Source organism: Micromonospora sp. NPDC005305, assembly GCF_040607315.1.
In the GTDB taxonomy this organism is placed as follows: Bacteria; Actinomycetota; Actinomycetes; order Mycobacteriales; family Micromonosporaceae; genus Micromonospora.
Window position 1 is genome coordinate 21,041 of record NZ_JBEXGL010000018.1, and the last position, 20,470, is coordinate 41,510.

At 74.7% G+C, this 20,470-nt stretch carries 20 protein-coding genes; 8 read left to right on the forward strand and 12 right to left on the reverse strand.

The window, feature by feature from the left end:
- Nucleotides 1–29 precede the first annotated feature (29 nt).
- From ABZS80_RS24980 to rimP, 3 genes are read right to left on the reverse strand one after another with little or no spacing between them, the layout of a single operon-like run.
- Complete coding sequence (locus ABZS80_RS24980) at nt 30–365, reverse strand: YlxR family protein (protein WP_091268548.1); 336 nt, start codon at nt 363–365, stop codon at nt 30–32.
- Nucleotides 366–381: 16 nt separating this feature from the next.
- On the reverse strand, nt 382–1,425 hold the full coding sequence (gene nusA / locus ABZS80_RS24985) for a transcription termination factor NusA (RefSeq protein WP_151464241.1): 1,044 nt from the start codon (nt 1,423–1,425) through the stop codon (nt 382–384).
- On the reverse strand, nt 1,422–2,093 hold the full coding sequence (gene rimP / locus ABZS80_RS24990) for a ribosome maturation factor RimP (RefSeq protein WP_355059490.1): 672 nt from the start codon (nt 2,091–2,093) through the stop codon (nt 1,422–1,424). The genes nusA and rimP overlap by 4 nt, the downstream gene beginning before the upstream one ends.
- Before the next feature lie 263 nt (nt 2,094–2,356).
- Here rimP and ABZS80_RS24995 point away from each other — a divergent pair, with 263 nt between their 5' ends.
- From ABZS80_RS24995 to ABZS80_RS25025, 7 genes are all read left to right on the forward strand, one after another.
- Nucleotides 2,357–2,806, forward strand: coding sequence for a hypothetical protein (locus ABZS80_RS24995; RefSeq protein ID WP_192579929.1), 450 nt, complete (start codon nt 2,357–2,359; stop codon nt 2,804–2,806).
- Complete coding sequence (locus tag ABZS80_RS25000) at nt 2,803–3,243, forward strand: ferritin-like domain-containing protein (RefSeq protein WP_355059492.1); 441 nt, start codon at nt 2,803–2,805, stop codon at nt 3,241–3,243. The genes ABZS80_RS24995 and ABZS80_RS25000 overlap by 4 nt, the downstream gene beginning before the upstream one ends.
- 69 nt (nt 3,244–3,312) lie before the next feature.
- Nucleotides 3,313–3,894, forward strand: a complete 582-nt coding sequence (locus tag ABZS80_RS25005; RefSeq protein ID WP_355059494.1) for a PadR family transcriptional regulator — start codon at nt 3,313–3,315, stop codon at nt 3,892–3,894.
- 17 nt (nt 3,895–3,911) lie between these two features.
- A complete protein-coding gene (locus ABZS80_RS25010) occupies nt 3,912–4,634 on the forward strand; it encodes an ABC transporter ATP-binding protein (protein WP_355059496.1) in 723 nt (240 codons plus the stop codon).
- Complete coding sequence (locus tag ABZS80_RS25015) at nt 4,631–7,318, forward strand: FtsX-like permease family protein (protein ID WP_355059498.1); 2,688 nt, start codon at nt 4,631–4,633, stop codon at nt 7,316–7,318. The genes ABZS80_RS25010 and ABZS80_RS25015 overlap by 4 nt, the downstream gene beginning before the upstream one ends.
- 58 nt (nt 7,319–7,376) lie before the next feature.
- Nucleotides 7,377–7,856, forward strand: a complete 480-nt coding sequence (locus ABZS80_RS25020) for a nitroreductase family deazaflavin-dependent oxidoreductase (protein WP_355059500.1) — start codon at nt 7,377–7,379, stop codon at nt 7,854–7,856.
- A gap of 109 nt (nt 7,857–7,965) precedes the next feature.
- The gene (locus ABZS80_RS25025; protein ID WP_355059502.1) at nt 7,966–8,703 is read left to right on the forward strand and encodes a nucleotidyltransferase domain-containing protein; all 738 of its coding nucleotides are present in this window, start codon (nt 7,966–7,968) and stop codon (nt 8,701–8,703) included.
- 15 nt (nt 8,704–8,718) lie between these two features.
- Here ABZS80_RS25025 and ABZS80_RS25030 read toward each other — a convergent pair whose 3' ends face one another.
- Together ABZS80_RS25030 and map are read right to left on the reverse strand one after the other, a co-directional pair.
- Nucleotides 8,719–9,435, reverse strand: coding sequence for a VIT1/CCC1 transporter family protein (locus tag ABZS80_RS25030; RefSeq protein WP_355059504.1), 717 nt, complete (start codon nt 9,433–9,435; stop codon nt 8,719–8,721).
- Nucleotides 9,432–10,289 (reverse strand): type I methionyl aminopeptidase, encoded by an 858-nt coding sequence (gene map, locus ABZS80_RS25035; protein ID WP_151463579.1) that lies wholly within the window; start codon nt 10,287–10,289, stop codon nt 9,432–9,434. The genes ABZS80_RS25030 and map overlap by 4 nt, the downstream gene beginning before the upstream one ends.
- 95 nt (nt 10,290–10,384) lie before the next feature.
- Here map and ABZS80_RS25040 point away from each other — a divergent pair, with 95 nt between their 5' ends.
- Nucleotides 10,385–10,699: an STAS domain-containing protein gene (locus tag ABZS80_RS25040; protein WP_355059506.1), complete on the forward strand. Its 315-nt coding sequence runs from the start codon at nt 10,385–10,387 to the stop codon at nt 10,697–10,699.
- Between the two features lie 19 nt (nt 10,700–10,718).
- Here the strand turns inward: ABZS80_RS25040 and ABZS80_RS25045 are convergent, their stop codons facing one another.
- From ABZS80_RS25045 to ABZS80_RS25075, 7 genes are all read right to left on the reverse strand, one after another.
- Nucleotides 10,719–14,378 (reverse strand): SpoIIE family protein phosphatase, encoded by a 3,660-nt coding sequence (locus tag ABZS80_RS25045; protein ID WP_355059508.1) that lies wholly within the window; start codon nt 14,376–14,378, stop codon nt 10,719–10,721.
- Nucleotides 14,379–14,502: 124 nt separating this feature from the next.
- Complete coding sequence (locus ABZS80_RS25050; protein WP_355059510.1) at nt 14,503–15,261, reverse strand: gamma-glutamyl-gamma-aminobutyrate hydrolase family protein; 759 nt, start codon at nt 15,259–15,261, stop codon at nt 14,503–14,505.
- Nucleotides 15,258–16,025 carry a 3-oxoacyl-ACP reductase gene (locus tag ABZS80_RS25055; protein WP_355059512.1) on the reverse strand — a complete coding sequence of 256 codons (768 nt, stop codon included), beginning with the start codon at nt 16,023–16,025 and terminating at the stop codon, nt 15,258–15,260. The genes ABZS80_RS25050 and ABZS80_RS25055 overlap by 4 nt, the downstream gene beginning before the upstream one ends.
- 1 nt (nt 16,026) lies before the next feature.
- The gene (locus ABZS80_RS25060) at nt 16,027–17,382 is read right to left on the reverse strand and encodes an aldehyde dehydrogenase family protein (RefSeq protein ID WP_151463574.1); all 1,356 of its coding nucleotides are present in this window, start codon (nt 17,380–17,382) and stop codon (nt 16,027–16,029) included.
- Nucleotides 17,383–17,421: 39 nt separating this feature from the next.
- A complete protein-coding gene (locus ABZS80_RS25065) occupies nt 17,422–18,786 on the reverse strand; it encodes a glutamine synthetase family protein (protein ID WP_355059514.1) in 1,365 nt (454 codons plus the stop codon).
- A 128-nt stretch (nt 18,787–18,914) separates the two neighbouring features.
- Nucleotides 18,915–19,550, reverse strand: coding sequence for a GyrI-like domain-containing protein (locus ABZS80_RS25070; protein ID WP_355059515.1), 636 nt, complete (start codon nt 19,548–19,550; stop codon nt 18,915–18,917).
- Nucleotides 19,551–19,727: 177 nt separating this feature from the next.
- Entirely contained in the window at nt 19,728–20,348 is a 621-nt protein-coding gene (locus ABZS80_RS25075; protein ID WP_355059517.1) for a TetR/AcrR family transcriptional regulator, read from the reverse strand.
- Nucleotides 20,349–20,470: the final 122 nt, after the last annotated feature.

Here is a 20,470-nt window from a genome sequence, read left to right on the forward strand (position 1 = left end):
CTGGTCATTTCAGGGACTTCATCGTGTGCTCATGTCGGTCGTCCTACCTTGCTAGCGACCCTCGACCGGTCGGGCTGACCGGTCGTCGGGGTTTGCGCGTCAACGTGCTCCGCGAGCGCACCGTGGTCGGGGACCCCGGTGATGCGCAGTGCCCGCCCGAAGGCGCGGCGCCGCACCGCCTGCGCGAAGCAGGCCGGATCCGGGTGCATGTTCGCTCCCCGACCCGGCAGTCTGCGCGCCGGATCAGGCCGGAGGCTGTAATGACCAGCCTCGTCACCGATCGCGACGATTCGCAGCAACTCGCTGGCCGGCGCTCGCTTCCGGCAGCCCACACAGGTGCGCTCCGGCAGCGCGCGTCGTGCCACTGGAGGAAGTCTACCCCTAGCTGCTCGAGATCGCGCCGCCCGCCTCGGGAACGTGATCAGCTCCGCCCCGGCCGGCCGCGCCGCTCTGCTCCGCGTCGGAGCGGATGTCGATCCGCCAACCGGTCAACCGGGCCGCAAGCCGGGCGTTCTGCCCCTCCCGCCCGATCGCCAGCGAGAGCTGGAAGTCCGGGACGGTCACCCGGGCGGTACGGCTGGCCAGGTCGACCACCTCCACCCGGAGCGCCTTGGCCGGCGAGAGCGCGTTGCCGACGAAGGTGGCCGGGTCGTCCGACCAGTCGATGATGTCGATCTTCTCGCCGTGCAGCTCGCTCATCACCGCGCGGACCCGCTGGCCCATCGGGCCGATGCAGGCGCCCTTGGCGTTGACCCCCTGGGCGGTCGAACGCACCGCGATCTTCGTGCGGTGACCTGCCTCACGCGCGATGGCGCCGATCTCCACGGTGCCGTCGGCGATCTCCGGAACCTCCAGGGCGAAGAGCTTCTTCACCAGGGCCGGGTGCGACCGGGACAGGGTGATCTGCGGGCCGCGCATGCCCTTGGCGACGTGCACCACGACGCAGCGGATCCGCTCGCCGTGCGCGTACCGCTCGCCGGGGACCTGCTCGGACTGGGGCAGGACGCCCTCCAGCTTGCCCAGGTCGACGCTGACGATGCCCTTCTCGGACCGCGCCTCGTGCGCCTGCACCACGCCGGTGACCAGGTCACCGTCGCGGCCCACGTACTCGCCGAAGTGCACCTCGTCGGTGGCCTCCCGCAGCCGCTGGAGGATCACCTGCTTGGCGGTCATGGCCGCGATCCGGCCGAAGTCGTGCGGGGTGTCGTCCCACTCCCGGACCACGCTGCCGTCGGCGTCCACCTCCTGGGCGTACACCGAGGCGGTCCCGGTCTTGCGGTCGATCTCCACCCGGGCGTGCGGCTCGGCGCCGTCGGTGTGCCGGTAGGCGGTCAGCAGCGCGGTCTCGATCGCCGCGAGGATCGTGTCGAACGGGATTTCCCGCTCGCGCTCCAGTGCGCGCAGCGCCGCGAGGTCGATGTTCACCTCTCCTCGTCCTCCAGATCTTCGTCGTCGTCGTCGATGTCGGTGTCGGTGTCGGTGTCGTCACCGAAGTCCTCGTCGGCCACCTCGTCCAGGCGGGTGAACTCCACCTGGACCCGGCCCGGACCGAGCTCGGCGTACGGGTGCTCCGCACGGCCGGCGTCGGTCTCCAGCGCCACGCGCTCGTCGTCGGCGGCGGCGATCCGGCCGGTGACCTGCCGGTCCCCCTCCGGGCCGTGGACGGTCACCTTGACCAGCCGGCCGGCGTTGCGCCGCCAGTGCCGGGGCAGGGTGAGCGGGCGGTCCACGCCGGGCGAGCTGACCTCGAGCTGGTATTCGCCGGCCACGATGTCCCCGCCGGCCTCCTCGGCGGCGTCCAGCGCCGCCGAGACCGCCCGCGAGACGTCCGCGACGGCGTCCAGGTTGATCCCGCCGTCGGCGTCCACGATCACCCGGACCACGTGCCGGCGGCCGGCGCGGGACACGGAGAGGTCCTCCAGGTCGTAACCGGCGGCCGTGACCACCGGCTCGATCACCTCGCGCAGCCGGGCCCGGCGCGCGTTCAGGTCGCCGCGGGGTGCACCGCCCCGGTCCGCGCCCCGGGTGCCGTCGGACCGGCGGGGGCGCCCCGAGGGCCCCGTCGGCCGGGTGGCACGGCCACGCTGCGTCATTCGGCGCACCTCTCTGCTGTTGCCACGGGCCCGGGGGTCCGTCGTGTCACTGCTCGGCGGGCCGGTCGGCCCGCCATGCCGGCACGCCACCGGGGCGTTCGCGCCCGGTGGCTGCGCAGAGCGTAACGCGCGGGCCGGGCGGCGGCCCGGGCGGCGCACCGACGCCACTGGCCCACAGGACGGTGGAGATGGTGTTGACTTGTCCGGTGGCGACGGGCAGAACGACATCGGATCAGGGCACACCGGGGCATTCCCGGCGGGCGCTGCTGCGCGCCGGGGCGCTGGTCGCGCTCGGTGGCGCGGCCGTGCCGCTGACCGGCTGTGATCTTTTCGACCGCGACGACGAGTCCAAGCCCCCCGATCCGCTGGAGCCGCTCGCGGCCGAGGCCACCGCGCTGGAGGCCCGCTACCGGGCCGCCGCCACCGCCGTCCCGGCGCTGGCCGAGCGGTTCACCCCGATCGCCGACGCGCACCGGGCGCACGCCGAGGAGTTGCGCAAGGTCATCGGCCGGCCGGCGCCGTCGGGCAGCCCGGCCGCCGGCCCGTCGGAGGCCGCCGTCGACCCGGACACCGTCCGGACCGAGCTGCGGCAGGCCGAGCAGGAGGGGCGGGACAACGCCGCGAAGGCGTGCGCCGCCGCGCCCGCCGAGCGGGCCGCGCTGCTCGGCTCGATCGCGGCGGCCCGGGCGACCCACGTGGAGGCGTTGAAGTGAACCCGACCAGCGGCCCGGTCCAGGCCCTCGGCGACGCGCTCGCCGCCGAGTACGCGGCGATCTGGGCGTACGGGGTGATCGGCGTGCACCTGACCGAGGCGGCCCGCTCCGCCGCCCGCGCCGCCGAGGGGGCACACCGGTCCCGCCGGGACGCCCTCGTCCTCCAGCTCAGCTCCGGCGGCGGTCCGGTTCCCGCCGACCGGGCCGGCTACGCGCTGCCGTACCCGGTGACCGACCGGGCGAGCGCGCTCAAGCTGGCCGTCGAGATCGAGGAGCGCACCGCCGGCCACTGGCGGGCGGCGCTGCCGCACACCACCGGGGCGGACCGGAACCGGGCGCTCGCGGCGCTCACCGACTGCGCGCTGCGGGCCACCCGCTGGCGGCGCACCGCCGGGGTGACCCCGGTCACCGTGCCGTTCCCCGGCCGGCAGGCCTGAGCGGGGCCCCGGTCACCCGGCGGAACCCTGCGGTTGCGGACCGCATACCAGGTATGCATACTCCAGGCCATGTCCATCCGCCACGGCCTGCTCGCCCTGCTGGAGCGCGGCCAGATGTACGGCTACCAGCTCCGCTCGGCGTTCGAGGAGTCGACCGGGTCGACCTGGCCGCTGAACATCGGGCAGGTGTACACCACCCTGGCCCGGCTGGAGCGCGACGGCCTGGTCCGCTCGTTGCCGGAGAGCGAGGGTGGGCAGCGGCCGTACGAGATCACCGACGCCGGGCGGGCGGACCTGGCGCTCTGGTTCGCCACCCCGATCAGCCGGGCCGACCGGCCCCGGGACGAGCTGTCGATCAAGCTGGCCCTGGCCCTCACCACCCCCGGCGTGGACGTCCGCTCGGTGGTGCAGACCCAGCGCAGCGCCACCATGCGGGCCCTGCAGGAGTTCACCCGGTTGAAGTACGCCAGTGACAAGCCGGAGGATCTGCCCTGGCGCCTGGTGCTGGACGCGATGATCTTCCAGGCCGAGGCCGAGGTCCGCTGGCTCGACCACTGCGAGACGAGCCTGGTCCGCCACCGTCCGGCGCCGAGCCGGCCGGTCATCCACCCGGAGGCGGTGGACCGGGCCGACGAGGAGGCCCGCCGGTGACGGCAGGAGGTGAGTCCATGGGTGGCGTGCTGGAGTTGCGGGCGGTGCACCGGACCCACGGCGCCGGCGAGGCGGCCGTGCACGCGCTGCGCGGGGTGAGCCTCACCGTGGCGGCCGGCGAACTGGTGGCGGTGATGGGGCCCTCCGGTTCCGGCAAGTCCACCCTGCTGGCCCTGGCCGGCGGGCTGGACCGGCCGACCGGTGGGGAGGTGGTGGTCGAGGGCGAGTCCCTCGGCGGCCTGTCGGCCCGCGACCTGGCCCGGCTGCGCCGCCGCCGGATCGGCTACGTCTTCCAGGATCTGAACCTGCTCGGCAGCCTCACCGCCGTGGAGAACGTGGCGCTCCCCCTCGAACTGGACGGCGCCGGCGTCCGGGCGGCCCGCCGGTCGGCCCTGGCCGCGCTCGCCGAGGTGGACGTGGCCAGGCTGGCGGACCGGTTCCCCGACCAGATGTCCGGCGGCCAGCAACAGCGGGTGGCGATCGCCCGGGCCCTGGTCGGCGAGCGTCGCCTGGTCCTCGCCGACGAGCCCACCGGCGCGCTCGACTCGCAGGCCGGCGAGGCGGTGCTGCACCTGCTGCGCCGCCGGGTGGACGCCGGCGCGGCCGGTGTGCTGGTCACCCACGAGGCGCGGCACGCCGGCTGGGCGGACCGGGTGGTCTTCCTCCGCGACGGCGTGCTGGTGGACTCGACGGCCCCGCTGGTCGGCGTGGAGCACCTGCTCAGCGGCAGCGGTCGGTGAAGCCGGGCCGGCTCGCCGTCACGCTCGGGTCGTGGCGGACCGCGCTGCGGATCGCCCGGCGGGAGGCCGGCCGGGCGCGCCGGCGTACGGCGCTGGTGCTCGTGATGATCGCGCTGCCGGTGCTCGGGCTGAGCTTCGCTGCGGTGAGCTACGACATGGCCGAGCTGACCCGGGCCGAGCGGATGGACCGGCAGCTCGGCGCCGCCGACGCGGAGCTGCGCTGGATCGACGTCAACCCGATCACCCAGGACGCCTGGGGGGAGGGTTCCTGGCCGGTCGAGGGGGACGCGGTCCCCCGGACCCGACCGGTCACGGCTGACGAGTTGCAGGCCCTGCTGCCCGCCGGCAGCCGGCTCACCCGGCTGCGCCGGTGGGTGCCGTTCGAGGTACGGGTCGACCGGAAGACCGTGTCGTTCGACGCCCGCGCCGTCGACCTGACCGACCCGCTCGCGCGCCCGCTGGCCAGCCTGTGCGAGGGCCGGCGGCCCACCCGGCCCGACGAGATCGCGGTGAGCCCGGCGGCGCTGCGCCGGCTGCGCGCCCGCCTCGACGAGCCGGTGCGGACCGTCGACGGCACCACCTACCGGGTGGTCGGGGTGGTGGAGTTCCCGGACAGCCTGCGGGAGGTGGTCGCGCTCCGGCCGGAGATCCCGTCCGCCCCGCCCGGCGTGGCGGACGAGAACTGGCTCGTGGACCTGCCCGGGCCGGTGGACGCGGCGCTGGCCGACCGGTTGAACGCCCGCGGAATTCTGGTGTCGGCCCGGACCGCGCTGCCCGGGCGGGACGAGATGGCCACCGGGCCCGGCCTGCCCGACGCCGAGGAGGCCGGCAACACCGTGCTGGTCGGCGGGCTCGGCCTGCTGGAGGTGGTGCTGCTGGTCGGCCCGGCCTTCGCGGTCGGCGTACGCCGCCGGCGGCGGGACCTCGCACTGGTCGCGGTGGCCGGCGGGGACGCCACACACCTGCGCCGGATCGTGCTCGCCGACGGGGTGGTGCTCGGCGCGGGCGGTGCGGCCGTCGGGCTGCTGCTCGGCATCGGCGCCGCGTTCGCCGGCCGCCCGCTGGTCGAGCAGTACGTGATGCAGGCGCGCTTCGGGGCGTACCGCGTCTTTCCCGCGGCGCTGGCGGCGATCGTCGCGGTGGCGGTGCTGGCGGGCGTGCTGGCCGCGCTCGCCCCGGCGTGGGCGGCGGCCCGGCAGGACGTGGTGGCCGGGCTGGCCGGCCGGCGGGAGCCGCCGCGGCCGGGGCGCCGCTGGCTGGTGCTCGGGTTGCTGCTCACCGTGGCCGGCGCCGCCCTGGCCGCGTTCGGCGCCACCCGGACCACCCCGACCGGCGTGCTGGCCGGGGTGGTCCTGGGCGAGCTGGGGCTGGTCTTCTGCACCCCGACGCTCATCGGGCTGCTGGCCCGGACCGGCCGGCTGCTGCCGCTGACACCCCGGCTGGCGCTGCGCGACGCGAGCCGCAACCGCTCGTCGGCCGCGCCGGCCATCTCCGCCGTGATGGCGGCGGTGGCCGGCAGCGTGGCGCTCGGCGTCTACGTGGCCAGCGACGACGCCCGGCAGCGGGAGGCCTGGCAGCCCGGCCTGCCCCCGGGGCACGTGCTGCTGCAGCGCACCGACGGGCCGGCCACCGGCGCGCTGCCCCCGGCCGGCGAGGTGGCGGAGCGGGTCGGGGCGGTGCTGCCGGGAGCCACGGTGGTCCCGCTCGCGACCCCGGAGTGCGCCCAGCCGGCGAACCCGGAGGACTACTGCGTGGCCACCGCGGTGCGCCCGCCCGAGCAGCGGTGCCCGTACGACCCCATCGACGCCGTTCCCGCCGCGGCGCGGACCGACGCGCGCTGCGTGCGGCCGTTCCGCGACCCGAGCGACTTCTACCTGCCGGCCGTCGTGGACGACGGGACGGCGCTGCCCGCGCTGACCGGCGCCCCGGCCGAGGAGGTGGCGGCGGCCCGCCGGACGCTGGCGGCCGGTGGGGTGGTGGTGGCCGATCCCGCGCAGGTGGTGGACGGTCGGGTGCGGGTGGAGGTCAGCCACGGCTCCGGAGCGCCGGTGGCCGCGGGCACCCTGCCCGGGCACGCGCTCCGCGGTGGCCTCCCGGTGGACCGGCTGGTGGTCTCCGCGGCGGCGGCCGCCGCGCTCGGCCTTGTGCCCGCGCCGCTGGGCTACGTGGTCGACACCGCCGACGAGCCGACCGCCCGCCAGCGGGACCGGCTGGCCGCCGAGCTGAGCGGCGTCGCCCCGCTGGCGGTCCAGGTGGCGACGGCCGGGCCGCCGTCCGACCAGCGCCCGCTGCTGCTCCTGCTGGCCGGAGCCGCCGGCCTGATCACCCTTGGGGCGGCCGCGGTGGCCACCGGCCTCGCCGCCGCCGAGGGCCGCCGGGACCTGTCCACGCTCGCCGCGGTCGGCGCCGATCCCCGGGTACGCCGGCTGCTGTCGCTCTGCCAGGCCGGGGTGATCGCGGTGCTCGGGTCGGTGCTCGGCATCCTCGCCGGCCTCGGCTCGGCGGCCATCGTCCTGATCTCGATCAACCGCCGGTACGCCCAGTCCTGGCCGGTGGAGCCGCCCTACCCGCTCGTGGTGCCCGGGTCGACGCTGACCGTGCTGGTGGTCGTGCCGCTGGTGGCCATGGTGGGGGCGGCCCTGCTCACCCGGTCCCGGCTGCCCGTCGAGCGCCGGCTGGACTGACCGCCCTCGAGCGGGCCGGGGGGTGTCGCGGGCGGAATGCGAGCGGCACACTGGGCGGGTGTCCGCCGTGCAGTCCCTCACCCGTCGTCTCGGTCACCAGCAGTGGTTCGCCGCCACCATGCGCCTGCTCGTCCCCGCCGACCGGCTGGTCGGCCGGCTCACGAAGGGGCGGGTGGTCGCCTTCGGGCTGGTGCCCTCGCTGATCCTCACCACCACCGGCCGCCGCTCCGGCAAGCCGCGCAGCAATCCCCTGCTCTACGTCCCGGACGGCGACGCCTTCGTGGTGATCGGCTCGAACTGGGGGCAGCAGCACCAGCCCGCCTGGTCGCTGAACCTGCTCGCCCAGCCGGCCGCCGAGGTCGACGTCAAGGGGCGCCGCGTCCCGGTGCGCGCCGAGCCGATCAGCGGCGCGGAGCGGGAGCGGCTGTTCACCCGGCTGGTCGACGAGTGGCCGGCCTACCGCACCTATGTGGAGCGGGCCGGCGGCCGCGAGATCCGCGTGTTCCGGCTGGTCCCGGCGCGCGAGCCGGCCGCCTGACCGTCGGGCGCGGCGAGCCGGCGGGCCAGGTCCGGCTGGCTAGGGTGGTGGTCGGTCGACGCGCGCCGGGCCGCCGCCGGGCGGGCCGCGCGCGGAACGGAGGTGGACCGTGGCAGCCGGCGGCGCCGAGTTGGACACCGACCGCTACCTGGACGATCCCCGCTGGCGGGTCGCCGAGCGGGTGAGCGTGGCGGCGCTGCGCCGGTTCCCGGCGGACGTCCTCGCCGTGGCCGTGCACGGCGCGCTCGCGCACGGCGACGACGACGGCGGCGGCAACGGCGAGGTGGGGCTGCTGGTGGCCACCTACCGGCCGGGCGCCGGGCCGTCGCCGGCCACCCGCCGGGTGGACGGGGTGCTGGTCGACCTCACGGTGGCCGGGGCCGACGACTACCTGCGGCAGGCCACGGCGATCACCGCGCTCTGGCCGCTCACCGCCGACCGGTACGTCACCACCCGCGCCCTGCACGACCCGACCGGCTGGCTGCGCACGCTCCGCGACGAGCACCTGGCCCGGCTGGCCCGGGCCCGGCCGGGCGAGTTCACCGGCGCGGCCCGCCAGGCCTGGTACCGGGGCAGCGCGGCCCACGCCCGGGCGCTGCGGCTGGCCGAGTGGTACGAGACGGACCCGGCGCTGCTCATGCTCGGCGAGGCCCGGCTGGCCGCGGCCACCGTGCAGGGGCTGTTGAGCCGCACCTACTTCCGTGACCCGGGCGACGCGGTGCGGCGCACCGGCCTGGCCGGGGCGGACATGACCGAGGTGGGCATGGTGCTGGCCCGCCAGGCCGAGGAGCTGGCGGCCCGGGGCCGCCCGGTCGACGGCACAGTGGGCGAGCTGCTCGGCGGCTAGGCCGGGGCCGGACCGCTAGCCGATCCCGCCCTGGATGCCGATGAGGGCGCCGACCAGGTAGGTGGCGCCGGCCGCGAGGGCGCCGAGCAGCAACTGCCGCAGGCCGCCGGTCCACCAGGTGCGGTTGGTGAACCGGGCCACGATTGCGCCGGCCACGAAGAGCCCCATCCCGCCGACGGCGAGCGCCAGCGCCAGGCTGGTGAAGCCGAGCAGGTAGGTGACCAGCGGCACCAGCGCGCCCACCGAGAAGCAGAGGAACGAGGAGACCGCGGCCGCCCACGGGCTGGGCTGCTCGTCGGGGTCGACGCCCAGCTCCTCCCGGACGTGCACCCGCAGCGCCTCCTCCGGGTTGCGCCGGACCGCCTCGGCGACCTGGGTGGCCAGGTCCCGCGGCAGCCCCCGGGCCACCCACGCGTCGGCCAGCTCGCGGGCCTCCGCCTCGGGGTGCCGCTCCAGCTCGCGCCGCTCCTTGGCCACCTCGGCGGCCACCTGCTCGTTGGCCGAGCGGACGCTCGTGTATTCGCCCAGGCCCATCGAGATGGCGCCGGCCACCAGCCCGGCCGCGCCGGTGAGGACGATGCTGCGGGGCGAGACCCCGCCGCCGCCGACCCCGGCGATCAGCGCGATGTTGGTGACGAGCCCGTCCATCGCCCCGAACACGGCCGGCCGGAGCCAGCCGCCGGACACGTCCGCGTGGTGCGCCTCGCGCAGCGCCGCCGGGGTGTCGGTCACGGCAGCGTGAGGATCTCGTGGCCGTCGTCGGTCACGACGATGGTGTGCTCGAACTGCGCCGTCCACCGGCGGTCCTTGGTGACCACGGTCCAGCCGTCGTCCCACATGTCGTACTGGTAGGTGCCCAGGGTGATCATCGGCTCGATGGTGAAGGTCATCCCGGGCTCCATCACGTCGGTGGGCCGCGGGCTGTCGTAGTGCGGGACGTAGAGGCCGCTGTGGAAGGACTCGCCGATGCCGTGGCCGGTGAAGTCGCGCACCACGCCGTAACCGAACCGCTTGGCGTACGACTCGATGACCCGGCCGATCACGTTGATCTGCCGGCCCGGTGCGACCGCCTTGATGCCGCGCATCATGGCCTCGTGGGTCCGCTCGACCAGCAGGCGGGCCTCCTCGCTCACCTCGCCCACGCAGAAGGTGGCGTCCGTGTCGCCGTGCACCCCGCCGATGTACGCGGTCACGTCGACGTTGATGATGTCGCCGTCCTCGAGCACGGTGGAGTCCGGGATGCCGTGGCAGACGACCTCGTTGAGGCTGGTGCAGCAGGACTTCGGGAAGCCCTTGTAGCCCAGCGTCGACGGGTAGGCGCCGTGGTCGCAGAGGAACTCGTGGACCACCTTGTCGATCTCGTCGGTGGTCACCCCCGGCTTGCAGTGCTCCCCGGCGAGCTGGGTGGCCTGGGCGGCGAGCCGGCAGGCCAGGCGCATCTTCTCGATGGTCTCCGGCGTCTGCACGTGCGAGCCGCGCCACTCCTGGGGACGCTTCTTGCCCACGTACTCCGGACGCGGGATGTCAGCGGGAACCGCTCGCCACGGGGAGAGCGTGCCTGGGGTCAGCGGCGCACGGACGGTCATGACGACAAGCCTATCGCCGCGCCCCTGGTGACCCCCGCCACGGCCCGCTCGCCCGGGTTGTTGCCGCACCGCAGGGGCTGTGCCATTGTTGCTGCGTGGATCAAGGGGGCGCGCCGCCCGTCTTCTCCGCGACGGCGGAGATCGACGGTGATCAACTGCGCGTGCAGATCGCCGGCGAGGTCGACATGGCGACCGCCGACACCATGTACCAGACCGTCCTGCGGGAGTCCGCCCGCCACGTCACGCTCGACCTGCGGGCGGTGACCTTCTTCGACTCGGCCGCGATCCACGCGGTGGTCCGGCTGGCCCAGCAGTTCCCCGGCGGGCTCACCGTGCTGCCGTCCCGGCAGGTGCGGCGGGTGCTGGAGATCTCCGGCCTGGGCGAGCAGGACTGGCTGGCGCCGGCCTGAGCCGCCACCCGGCGCGGCGTCAGTCCGCCAGCCGGCGGCGCAGGACCAGCTCGGTGCCGTCGTCCGTGCGGGTCACGGTCATCTCGCCGAGCGCCTGGATCAGCGACAGCCCCCGACCCCGGAAACTCGACCCGGTGGACTCCTTCCACCGGCCGCTGTCCCGGACCCTCGCGGTCACGGTCCGGTCCTCGATGGTCACCTCGACCCCGATCGTCGGCTCGGCCGGGGCGACGGGGTGCTCGATGGCGTTGGCGGCGGCCTCGGAGATGGCCACCGTGAGGTCGAACAGGTCGGTCTCGCCGACGTGGTGGGCGACGAGGAAGTCCTCCAGCCGCTTGCGCAGCACGCTGAGCCGGGTCGGGTCGGCCGGCAGCCGCAGCGCGAAGCGGTTCAGCTCGGTCGCCTCCAGCGCCAGCACCGCCACGTCGTCGTGCCGGGTCCGCTCAGCGACCCGCTCGACCACCGCGTCGACCAGGTCGGCCACGTGCTCGCCCGGGGTGGTCGCGTCCGCCCGGAGCTGACGGAGCCCGGCGTCGATGCCGGACTGCCGGTCCTCGATCAGCCCGTCGGTGTAGAGCAGCAGCCGGCCGCCGGGGGCCAGCTCGGCGTCGACGGTCCGGTACGCCATGCCGGGGATCGCCCCGACCGGCGGCCCGAGCGCCCGGTCGTGCAGGAACACGGCGTCGCCGTCCCGGATGAGCAGCGGCGACGGGTGGCCGGCGCTGGCGTACCGCAACCGGCCGGTGCGCGGGGAGAAGCGGAGGCAGACGACGGTGGCGAACGATCCGCCCTCGGTGGAGCCGACCAGCCGGTTGAGCCGGGTCAGCGCCTCACCCGGGTCGTAGCCCTCCAGCACGTACGCCCGCAGCGCGTTGCGGAGCTGGCCCATGGCGGCGGCGGCCCGCACCCCCTTGCCGACCACGTCGCCGATCACCAGCACCAGCTCGTCGTCGGCGGCGCCGATCACGTCGTACCAGTCGCCGCCGACCTCGACGTCGGCGCTGCCCGGCAGGTAGCGGCTGGCCACCACGGCGCCGGGGAGCTGCGGCAACGTACGCGGCAGCAGGCTGTGCTGGAGGGTGGTGGCGATCCGGTGCTCGGCCTCGTAGAGCCGGGCGTTCTCCAGCCGCACGCCGATTAGCCGGGCCAGCTCGGTGAGCGCCGCCTGCTCGGTGCCGCCGCCCTCCCGGCGCCACACCCGCAGCTCCCCGAGCTGCTCCTCCGTGGTGCCGGTCAGCGGGAGCACCACCGACGGCTCGGCGGACACCTCCCCGCCGCCGTCCGCCTCGTAGCGCGCGCCGGTGGCCGTGACCACCACGCGGCCGGCCTCGGCCAGGCTGAGCGCGTGCCGCGCGGCGACCTGCACCACCTCGGCCGTGGACCGGGCGGTGTTGATGGCCACGGCGGCGTCGGCGAGCGCCCGCAGGCGGCGGATGATCTGGCCGCGGAGCTGGCCCAGCTCGACGTTCGCCCGGACCCGGGCGATCAGCTCCTGGCTGGAGAAGGGCTTGGTGAGGTAGTCGTCCGCGCCGACCGAGAGACCGGCGACCTCCTCCGCCGCGCCGGCCCGGGCGGAGAGCAGCACGATCGGCACGTGCCGGGTGACCGGGTTGGCGCGCAGCGCGGTGACCAGCCCGAAGCCGTCCAGCCGGGGCATCATCACGTCGGTCAGCACCAGGTCGAACGGGGAGTCGACGGCCAGCCGCAGCGCCTCCACGCCGTCCGGCACGGCGACCACCTCGTACGCCGGGGAGAGCAGCCGGCCGACGTGCTCGCGCAGGTCGGCGTTGTCGTCGGCGACCAGGATCCGGCCCGCTCCCCCCGCCACCCCGGCCGATTCCGGCAGGCCCCCGGGCCGGGCCACCGCGTCGGTCCAGAGCGCGGTCTCGGCGACGTAGAGCCGGGCCTGCTCCGGCTCGGCCGGCGGCACCGGGGCGAGGGCCGAGACCCGGTCGGCGGGCAGGTGCGCGTAGCCGAACGGCACGGTGACCGTGAAGGTGGTGCCCTGGTCGACGACGCTGCGGGCCTCGACCGTGCCGCCGTGCATCTCGACCAGCTCGCGGACCAGGGCGAGGCCGATGCCGGTGCCCTCGTGGGTGCGGGCCCGGGCGCCGGGAACCCGGTGGAACCGCTCGAACACCTGCGGCAGCTCCTCCGGCGCGATGCCGACCCCGGTGTCGGTGACCTCCAGCACGGCGGCGCCGGCGCGGGCGCTCACCCGGACCCGGATCTCGCCGTCGAAGGTGAACTTGACCGCGTTCGACACCAGGTTGAGGACGATCTTCTCCCACATGTCCCGGTCGACGTAGACCGGCGACGGCAGCGGCGGGCAGTCCACGACCAGGCGCAGGCCGCCCCGCTCGGTGGCCGAGCGGAAGGTGCTGGCCAGCCGGGAGGTGTAGTCGGCCAGGTCGGTGGGCTGGTAGCGGGCGGTCAGCCGGCCGGACTCCAGCCGGGAGAAGTCGAGCACGGTGTTGACCAGCTTGAGCAGCCGTAGCGCGTTGCGGTGCATCACGGTCAGCCGGTCGAGGTACGCGTCGGGCACGTCGCGGTCGGCGAGCAGGTCCTCCAGCGGCCCGAGCACCAGGGTGAGCGGGGTGCGGAACTCATGGCTCACGTTGGCGAAGAAGTTGGTCTTGGCGTGGTCCAGCGCGGCCAGGGCGGCGGCGCGGGCCCGCTCCTGCTCGTACGCCCGCTGCTTGCCGACGGCCCGCGAGATCTGGGCGGCGACCAGGTCGGCGAAGTGGCGGTAGTCGTCGGTGAAGGGCAGCCGGCGGGCCACCCCGAGCAGCAGCACGCCGGCCGGCTCGTTGACGGCGGTGAGCGGCAGCAGCAGCGCCCGGTCGGCGGCGTCCGGCGGCACCGCGCCGAGCAGGTCCGCGGTGGGGACCCAGCGGGCCTCGTCCGGGGCCTCGCCGGAGCGGGGTTCCGGCGGCCCGCCGGCGACCCGGCCCGGGTCCAGCCCCGCGCAGCCGGCCAGCACCGGGACGCCGGTCTCGTCGTGCAGCCAGACCGCGCTGAACGGCACGTCGGCCCGGTGCGTGTCCAGCACCCGGGCGACCGCCCGGCCCAGCTCCAGGGTGCTGCCCACGTCGGCCAGCTCGGTGCCCAGCTCGGCCAGGGCCCGCAGCCGGCGCTCGCCGACCACCCGCCCGGTGGTCTCGTTGACGAAGCAGATAACCCCGCTGACGCTGCCGTCGGCGTCCCGGATGGGGTCGTACGAGATGTCGAAGTAGACGTCCTCCAGGAAGCCGTGCCGGTTGAGCACGAAGGGGTGGTTCTCGCCGCGGTAGGGCGCGCCGGTGCCGTGCACGCCGTCGAGCAGGGGCCCGAGCACGTCCCAGGTCTCGGCCCAGTGCTGACGGGCGGACTGGCCGAGGACCGTCGGGTGCTTGTCGCCGATGGTGGGCCGGTAGGCGTCGTTGTAGAAGGCCAGGTGGTCCGGGCCCCAGAACAGCACGATCTGGGCCCGCGAGGAGAGCATCGTACTGACCGCGTGGCTGAGCGCGGGGGGCCAGCGGTGCGGGGCGCCGAGCGGGGAGCGCGACCAGTTGAAGCCGCGTAGCCGCTCGCCCATCTCGCCCCCCGCGGCGAACGCCGCGCTCAGCAGTGGTGGAAGCGTCTCCCCGGTCTCCGAGGACGAACGATGGACGCCCCCGCCCCCCTGGGCCGAGCCCATGCAGCCTCCCGCTCCGGCCGAGTCCACGACGACCGGCGCAGCTACGCCGGTCGTGCCCCGCCTACTACCCAGGCGGAGGAGCAACGTAACGCATCGCGGCCCGGGGGCGCTGGTTACGTACGCCTCATCCTGACGTAACCGGCGGCCGGCGGCGAGTCGGGCGCTCCGGGGGGTCGGCCCGGCCGGTGTCGTGGGGTGTCGCCGCGTGGACCAGAGCGGCGACCGGCCGGGGATCGGCGTCGTTCTCCGGGTGCCACTGCACGCCGAGCAGGAAGCGCCGCGCCGGATCCTCCACGGCCTCCACCACCCCGTCGTCGGCCCAGCCGGTCACGGCCAGGCCGCCCGGGTCGGCCACCCCCTGGTGGTGGTACGAGTTGACCCGGTCCACCCCGGCCATCACCGCCCCGGCCAGGCTGCCGGCGGCGAACCGGACCGGGTGCGACCCGTACACCCCGGGGGCGGGACGGTGGCCGTCGTGCCCCACCACGTCCGGCAGGTGCTGGTGCAGCGTGCCGCCGTAGGCCACCGCGAGCAGCTGCATGCCCCGGCACACGCCGAGCACCGGCAGGTCGGCGGCGAGCGCCTTGGTCAGCAACGCCAGCTCGCCCGCGTCCCGGTCCGGCCGGCTCTCGGTGCGCGGGTCGGGCGCCGCCGCGTACCGCTCCGGGCCGACGTCGGCGCCGCCGGCCAGCAGCAGCCCGTCCAGCACCCGCAGCACGTCGGCGTCGGCGTCGTCCGGGGGCAGCACCACGGCCCGGCCGCCGGCCGCGGTCACCGCGCGGACGTACGCCTGCGGCACCAGCGTCGCCGGCACGTCCCGCCACACCGCCCAGCCGGCCGGCTCGACGTACGACGTGATGCCGATCACCGGCCGCCGGCTCATAGGGGCGTCACGTAGGCGCCGGTGATCCCGCCGTCCACCACGAACTGCGCGGCGGTCATGAACGAGGCGTCGTCGCTGGCCAGGAACGCCACCGCGGCGGCGATCTCCTCGGGGTTGCCGAACCGGCCCATCGGCACGTGGACGAGGCGGCGGGCCGCCCGCTCCGGGTCCTTGGCGAACAGCTCCAGCAGCAGCGGCGTGGCCACCGGGCCGGGGCAGAGCGCGTTGACCCGGATGCCCTCCCGGGCGAACTGCACGCCCAGCTCGCGGGTCATCGCCAGCACCCCGCCCTTGCTCGCCGTGTACGCGATCTGCGACGTCGCCGCCCCCATGAGCGCCACGAACGAGGCCGTGTTGATGATCGAGCCCTTGCCCTGCCGGCGCATGTGCGGGATGGCGTACTTGCAGCAGAGGTAGACGCTCGTGGTGTTGACCCGCAGCACCCGCTCCCAGGCGTCCAGCCCGGTCTCCAGGATCGAGTCGTCGTCCGGCGGTGAGATGCCGGCGTTGTTGAACGCCACGTCCACCCGGCCGTGCCGCTCGGCCACCCCGTCGAACAGTTCCCGGACGGCCGTCTCGTCGGCCACGTCGGTGGCGACGAACTCGCCGGCCACCTCGTCGGCGGCCCGCTTGCCCGCCTCGGCGTCGATGTCCACGCAGACCACGCGGGCCCCCTCGGCGGCGAACCGCCGCACGGTGGCCAGGCCGATGCCGCTGCCCGCCCCGGTCACCACGGCGACCCGGTCCTGAAGCCGTCCCTGCATCTCACTCCTCCGTGCTGATGAACACGTTCTTGACGTCGGTGAAGGCGTGCAGCGCGTCCGGACCCAGCTCCCGGCCGAGGCCGGAGCGCTTCATCCCGCCGAACGGGGTCCAGTAGCGCACCGAGGAGTGCGAGTTGACGCTGAGGTTGCCGGACTCGACGGCCCGGGCCACCCGGACCGCGCGGCCCACGTCCCGGGTCCAGATCGAGCCGGACAGCCCGTACTCGGTGTCGTTGGCGAGGCGGATCGCGTCCGCCTCGTCGTCGAACGGGAGCACCGAGACGACCGGACCGAAGATCTCCTCCCGCCAGTGCCGGTCGGCCGGGGAGTCGGCGAGCAGCACGGTCGGGGCGTACCAGAAGCCGGCGCCGTCGGGGCGGGCGCCGGTGAACGCGACCTTCGCCCCGTCGACGTACCCGGAGACCCGGTCCCGGTGCCCGGCGGAGATCAGCGGACCCATCTCGGCGCTCTCGGCGGCCGGGTCCTCGACCCGGAACCCGCGCACGGCCGGTTCGAGCAGCTCCAGGAAACGGTCGTACACCGATCGCTGGACCAGGATCCGGGAGCGGGCGCAGCAGTCCTGGCCCGCGTTGTCGAAGACCGCGGCCGGCGCGCTGGCCGCCGCCTTCGCCAGGTCGGCGTCGGCGAAGACCAGGTTCGCGGACTTGCCGCCCAGCTCCAGCGTCACCCGCTTCACCTGGGCGGCGCAGCCCGCCATGATGCGGGTGCCGACCTCGGTGGAGCCGGTGAAGCAGACCTTGCGCACCGCCGGGTGGGTGACGAACCGCTCGCCCACCACGCCGCCCTGACCGGGCAGCACCGTGAACACGCCCTCCGGCAGGCCGGCGTCGAGGGCCAGCTCGGCCAGGCGGAGCGCGGTCAACGGGGTCAGCTCGGCCGGCTTGAGCACCACCGTGTTGCCGGCGGCGAGCGCCGGGGCGAAGCCCCAGCCGGCGATGGGCATCGGGAAGTTCCAGGGCACGATCACGCCGACCACACCGAGCGGCTCGTGGAAGGTGACGTCGAGCCCGCCGGGCACCGGGATCTGGTGCCCGGTCAGCCGCTCCGGCGCGCCCGCGTAGTAGTCGAGCACGTCCCGGACGTTGCCCGCCTCCCAGCGCGCGTTGCCGATGGTGTGGCCGGCGTTGCGCACCTCCAGCAGCGCCAGCTCCTCCCGGTGCGCGTCGACCACGGCGGCGAACCGCCGCAGCAGCCGCGCCCGGTCGCCCGGCGCCACCGCGCGCCACGTCTCGAAGGCCGCCGCCGCCCGCTCGATGGCCGCGTCGGTCTCCGCGAGCGAGGTGGCCGGCACCTCGCGCAGCGGCTCACCGGTCGCCGGGTTGATCACCTGGGTCACACGCCCCACCCTTCTCCTGGCGGCGCCCCGAGCGCAAGGTCAGAGGCGTTCGAAGCCACGCACCAGCTCCCAGTCGGTGACGGCGGCGTCGAAGGCGGCCAGCTCCACCCGCGCGTTGTTGGCGTAGTGGTCGACCACCTCGGCGCCGAATGCCTCCCGGGCCGTCTCCGAGGACTCCCACAGGCCGAGGGCGTCGCGGAGCGTGCCGGGCACCCGCTCGGCGCCGGCATCGTCGTACGCGTTGCCGCTGCACTCCTCGCCCAGCTCCAGCTCCCGCTCGATGCCGTGCACCGCGCCGGCGACCAGCGCGGCGATCGCCAGGTACGGGTTGACGTCCGCGCCCGGCACCCGGTTCTCCACCCGCATCCCCTGGCCGTGGCCGACCAGCCGCAGCGCGCAGGTGCGGTTGTCGGTGCCCCAGCGCAGCGCGGTGGGGGCGAACGAGCCGGGCTGGTAGCGCTTGTAGGAGTTGATGTTGGGCGCGAACAGGAGGCTGAACTCGCGCATGGTGGCGAGCAGCCCGGCCAGCACCCGCTGCCCGGTGACCGACAGGTGCGCCGGCCCGTCGCCGAGGATCGCGGAGCGGCCGTCGGCGTCGCGCAGCGAGAAGTGGATGTGGCAGGAGTTGCCCTCCCGCGCGTTCGGCTTGGCCATGAAGGTGATCGACATGCCCTCCTGGGCGGCGATCTCCTTCGCCCCGTTCTTGTAGATGACGTGGTGGTCGGCGCAGGCCACCGCCTCGTCGTAGCGGAAGGCGATCTCGTGCTGGCCGAGGTTGCACTCCCCCTTGGCGCTCTCCGGGGTCAGCCCGGCGCCGGCCATCTCGGTGCGGATCCGCCGCAGCAGCGGCTCCACCCGGGCGGTGCCGAGCAGCGAGTAGTCCACGTTGTATTGGTTGGCGGGGGTCAGCTCGCGGTAGCCGCGCCGCCACGCCTCCTCGTAGGAGTTGCGGAACAGCACGAACTCCAGCTCGGTGCCCGCGTACGCGGTCAGCCCGTGCGCGGCCAGCCGGTCGAGCTGCCGGCGCAGGATCTGCCGGGGCGAGGCGACCACCGGGCCCGAGCCGTCCAGCCACTCCAGGTCGGCCAGCAGCATCACGGTGCCGGGCTGCCAGGGCACCCGGCGCAGCGTGTCCAGGTCGGGCCGCATGGCGAAGTCGCCGTAGCCGCGTTCCCAGCTCGACATGGCGTACCCGTCGACGGTGTTCATGTCGACGTCGACGGCGAGCAGGTAGTTGCAGCCCTCGCTGCCGTGCGCGACCACCTGGTCCAGGAAGTAGGGCGCGTGGAACCGCTTGCCCTGGAGGCGGCCCTGCATGTCGGTCAGCGCGAGCACGACCGTGTCGATCTCGCCCTCGGCGACCGCGACGCGCAGTTGTTCCAGCGTGAGCGGAGCTTTCCTCATTGGCGCGCCTCCATCACCAAGGTCTACTGGCAGAACCGGATCACCGTCAATGCCCCCTGCGGCCACCGTCGCAAACGCGATCGGTCGAGGGCGGAGGCCGGTCGGTGGTGGGTGCGCCGGTGGGGCTTCTACGCGCCGGGTGCGGCGCCGGCGGTGACCGGCTGCCGGAGGATCGTGCGTTGCTTCTCGGGCGCGACCCTGCGGAAGTCACTGAGGTAGATCTCGTGGTGCGTGCCGGCCAGGCGGAACCCCTGGGCGGGGATGACCTCGTGGTGCAGGTGCGCGAGCACGTCCGCCTCGTCGTCGAAGGAACCGACGTGCAGCGTCTGCACGCACCGCCCCTCGGACAGGGTCTCCAGACGGACGTCGTCCAGCCGCGCCGGCCGGTTCTTCGCCCGGACCTGCTCGACAGCGCCGTCGAGCAGGGCCGGGTCGATCCAGTCCGGGACCATGAGCATCAGCGTCCAGTCCCACCGCGACTTGTCCCGCGCCGACGTGAAGGAGGACATGTCCTCGGCCCACCACAGGCCTTCCAGCGGCGGGACGACGTAGTCCCGCCCGAGGTCACGCTTGCTGGCGAACTTCACCTTGTAGGCCACGGGATAGAGCGCTTCGACCGCCTCGGTGAACGCCGGCGAGGTGTTGGGGTCGCCGTGGCCGTCGATCATCAGATATCGCGTGTCGGGCACGTCGACCACCCGGAACCGGCCCCGTTGTGCCTGGTAGGCGTCGACGGTCTTCTTGAAGTCGGTCTTGTTCGTCATCGAACACCTGGACTCGGGGCGGCGAGCCACTGCCTTTCCGCCTGGGGCAGAGGGGGCACGGGAACACCTCACGCGCCGTCCGCGGGAGGGGACGCTTGTGTCTACCCAACCCGTACGACAACCCGCCGCGGCGCCTCATGCCGCGTTGCGCGTCGGCCGGCAGCGTCAGGTGCCGGCTCAGCGGACGGCCGGGCGTGGGCGCAAGCCGTTGAGGGCGGTGGCGATGACACGGTCGGTGTATTCGGCGGTCAGTGGCCCGCTGCGTTGCAGCCAACGGTTGAGCAGGGGACCCCAGATCATCTCTACGGCCACGTCCAGGTCGAGGTCCTCGGCGAGTTGCCCGGCCCGCTGGGCGCTGCGCAGCCGTTGTCGCTTGGCCTCCTTCATCGGTCCGTCCAGCCGTTGGCGGTAGGCGGCGGCCAGTTCGGGGTCGTTCGCGATCTCGGTGGCCAGCGCGCGCATCGGCCGGTCGTACCGGGGATCGTTCAGCTCGACGACCGTCGCGTGCAGCACCGCGGTCAGGTCGGCTTCCAGGTCGCCGGTGTCGGGCAGCACCGGGGGTTCGCCCTCGCTGCCCTCACTGAGCATGAGGAAAGCGTCGAAGATGACCGCGCCCTTCGACGGCCACCAGCGGTAGATGGTCTGTTTGCCGACGCCGGCGCGTGCGGCGATGCCCTCGATGCTGAGTTTGGCGTATCCGACTTCCTGGAGCAGGTCGAAGGCGGCGGCGAGGATGGCCCGCCGCGAGGCTTCGTTCCGGCGGGCCGCGCTGGGCGTTGCTCGGTGCGGTGTCGTCACGGGCCCAACCCTACCGGTTGAGACGGACCGTCTCGTCTTGCATTGCCAGGCACGCTGACGTACTGTCATCGGCAGCGGCGAGACGAACCGTCTCGTCTCAGCAACCGGAGAGTGGAGATCCG

Coding starts and splice junctions, on each gene's coding strand:
- rimP (WP_355059490.1), bottom strand. CDS start 2,093: ATGACGCAGCGTGGCCGTGCCACCCGGCCGACGGGGCCCTCGGGGCGC.
- ABZS80_RS25005 (WP_355059494.1), top strand. CDS start 3,313: ATGTCCATCCGCCACGGCCTGCTCGCCCTGCTGGAGCGCGGCCAGATG.
- ABZS80_RS25010 (WP_355059496.1), top strand. CDS start 3,912: ATGGGTGGCGTGCTGGAGTTGCGGGCGGTGCACCGGACCCACGGCGCC.
- map (WP_151463579.1), bottom strand. CDS start 10,289: ATGACCGTCCGTGCGCCGCTGACCCCAGGCACGCTCTCCCCGTGGCGA.
- ABZS80_RS25045 (WP_355059508.1), bottom strand. CDS start 14,378: ATGGGCTCGGCCCAGGGGGGCGGGGGCGTCCATCGTTCGTCCTCGGAG.
- ABZS80_RS25050 (WP_355059510.1), bottom strand. CDS start 15,261: ATGAGCCGGCGGCCGGTGATCGGCATCACGTCGTACGTCGAGCCGGCC.
- ABZS80_RS25055 (WP_355059512.1), bottom strand. CDS start 16,025: ATGCAGGGACGGCTTCAGGACCGGGTCGCCGTGGTGACCGGGGCGGGC.
- ABZS80_RS25065 (WP_355059514.1), bottom strand. CDS start 18,786: ATGAGGAAAGCTCCGCTCACGCTGGAACAACTGCGCGTCGCGGTCGCC.
- ABZS80_RS25070 (WP_355059515.1), bottom strand. CDS start 19,550: ATGACGAACAAGACCGACTTCAAGAAGACCGTCGACGCCTACCAGGCA.